General features: G+C 75.0%; 2 protein-coding genes and 1 pseudogene. 2 read left to right on the plus strand and 1 reads right to left on the minus strand.

All coding sequences use genetic code 11. From position 1 onward, the window contains the following. Together CCN56_RS37470 and CCN56_RS37475 are read left to right on the plus strand one after the other, a co-directional pair. The coding region (locus CCN56_RS37470; RefSeq protein ID WP_179200129.1) for an FAD-dependent monooxygenase at window positions 1–556 on the plus strand (556 nt) is incomplete at its 5' end. Between the two features lie 75 nt (window positions 557–631). Then, complete coding sequence (locus CCN56_RS37475; protein WP_086832167.1) at window positions 632–1,537, plus strand: Gfo/Idh/MocA family protein; 906 nt, start codon at window positions 632–634, stop codon at window positions 1,535–1,537. On the opposite strand, the pseudogene CCN56_RS37480 reads toward CCN56_RS37475, so the two are convergent. Beyond that, window positions 1,482–2,391, minus strand: a pseudogene (locus tag CCN56_RS37480) (apolipoprotein N-acyltransferase); the annotation flags it as partial. The gene CCN56_RS37475 and the pseudogene CCN56_RS37480 sit on opposite strands and share 56 nt — an antisense overlap.

The raw sequence follows: 2,391 nt of genomic DNA on the forward strand, positions 1-2,391 counted from the left end.
CCGGGTCTACGCGTACGCCATGGCCGTGGCCCCCGCCGGAGCCCACGCGCCCGACGACGAGAAGGCCGAGCTGCTCCGGCTCTTCGGGGACTGGCACCACCCCGTCCCCGAGATCCTCGCGGGCGTCGCCCCCGACCGGATCCTGCGGCACGACGTCCACCACCTGCCCGACCCGCTGCCCGCCTTCCACCGCGGCAGGGTCGCCCTCCTCGGCGACGCCGCGCACGCGATGATGCCGAGCCTCGGCCAGGGCGGGAACCAGGCCGTCGAGGACGCCGTCGTCCTCGCCCACCACGCCGGCGCCGCCCCCGACTTCGTGCCGGGCCGCGCCCTCGCCGCGTACACCGCCGACCGACTGCCGCGCACCACCGCCATCGTCCGCAAGGCCGCCCGCACCGGCGCGCTCACCATGCTCTCCGCCCGGCCCGCCGTCGCCCTGCGCAACACGGCCGTCAGCGCCGTCTCCCTGTTCGGACCCGGCCTCGCCCTGCGCGGCTTCGACGGCATCTGCGACTGGAACCCGCCCGTCGGGCCGGTCCCTTCGACCGGGGCGTGAGCCGCCCCGCGTAAGCTGACCGGCGCGAACGGCCCTGATGGCCAAGGGCCGGTGGACGACGACAAGGGAGACCCCGTGAAGGTTGGCTGCATCGGACTCGGCGACATCGCGCAGAAGGCCTACCTTCCCGTCCTCGGCACCCTCCCCGGGGTCGAACTGCACCTCCAGACCCGCACCCCGGCGACCCTGGAGCGGGTGGCCGACACCCTGCACCTGCCCGCCGAACGGCGCCACCGCGACCTCGACTCGCTCCTCTCCGCGGGACTCGACGCGGCCTTCGTCCACGCCTCCACCGCCGCCCACGCCGAGATCGCCGCCCGGCTCCTGGAAGCCGGCGTCCCCACGTACGTCGACAAGCCCCTCGCGTACGAGTACGCCGACTCCGAGCGGATCGTGGAACTCGCCGAGAAGCGCTCGGTCAGCCTCGCCGTCGGCTTCAACCGGCGCCTCGCCCCCAGCTACGCCCAGTGCCTCGACCACCCGCGCGAGCTGATCCTCCTCCAGAAGAACCGCATCGGCCTGCCCGAGGACCCCCGCACCCTCGTCCTCGACGACTTCATCCACGTCGTCGACACCCTGCGCTTCCTGCTGCCCGGCGAGGTCGAGCACATCGACGTGCGGGCCCGGATCCGCGAGGGCCTCATGCACCACGTGGTGCTCCAGCTCTCCGGCGACGGCTTCACCGCCATCGGCATGATGAACCGGATGAACGGCTCCACGGAGGAGGTCCTGGAGGTCTCGGGGCAGGACACCAAGCGCCAGGTCCTCAACATCGCCGAGGTCATCGACCACAAGGGGCAGCCGACCGTGCGCCGCCGCGGCGACTGGGTGCCCGTGGCCCGGCAGCGCGGCATCGAGCAGGCGACCCTCGCCTTCCTCGACTCGGTACGGGAGGGCAGGGTGCTCAGCGCACGCGACGCCCTGCTCACCCACGAACTGTGCGAGCGCGTCGTCCGCGACGCGCTGGCCCAGGCGTCCTGAACGCGCCCGCCCCCTCGGCGGCGCACACCGCGCCCACCACCACGAGAGCGCCGTACACGGGCCAGTCGCCCCACCGGACATAGGCCGTCGTCGTCCCCGAGAGCGGCAGCTCGCGCACGACGGCGGCGCTCGCGTCCGTGCCGAGGACCGGCCCGATCCGGCGTCCGTCGGGACCGTACGCGGCACTGACCCCGGTGAGCGTCGCGTGGACCACGGGACGGCCCGTCTCCGCCGCCCGCAGGGCCGCGAGCGAGGCGTGCTGCGCGGGCGCCCAGCTGTCCTGGAAGGTACTGGTCGACGACTGCACGACCAGGAGGCCCGCCCCGTCCCGGGCAAGTCGTCGGCTCATGTCGGGGAACGCCGACTCGAAGCAGACGAGCGGCCCCACCCGGAGCGCCCGGCCCTCGCGGGCCGGCAGGGTCATCACGACGGGCTCGGTGCCGCGCCGCCGGTCCTCGTCGGCGGCCCGGCCGGCGGACGTCACCCAGCCGAGGAGCGGTCGCGCCGGGATGTACTCGCCGAAGGGNNCGCGAGTGCCGGGTCGCCCGTCGGATCGGCGCCCACCCCGCTCTCGCCCCACACGACCAGGTCGAGCCGCTGCCCGGCGAGGGAGCGGGTCAGCTCCTCGGCCCGCGCCAGACGCCGCTCGGGTCCGTCGGTCACACCGGGCTGTACGAGGGCCACCCGTACCGTCCCGTTCCGCGCCGGGGCCGGGACGCCCCAGGCCGCCGTCCCCGCCACCAGGGCGCAGGCCATGAGCCCCGCCGCCCCGACGGCACGCCGCCCCGGCGCCGCCACGAGCAGCACCACGGCCGTGTTCACCGCGACCACCAGAAGGCCCACCAGCCACACCC

The organism is Streptomyces sp. NRRL B-24572, assembly GCF_002156145.1.
In the GTDB taxonomy this organism is placed as follows: Bacteria; Actinomycetota; Actinomycetes; order Streptomycetales; family Streptomycetaceae; genus Streptomyces; species Streptomyces vietnamensis.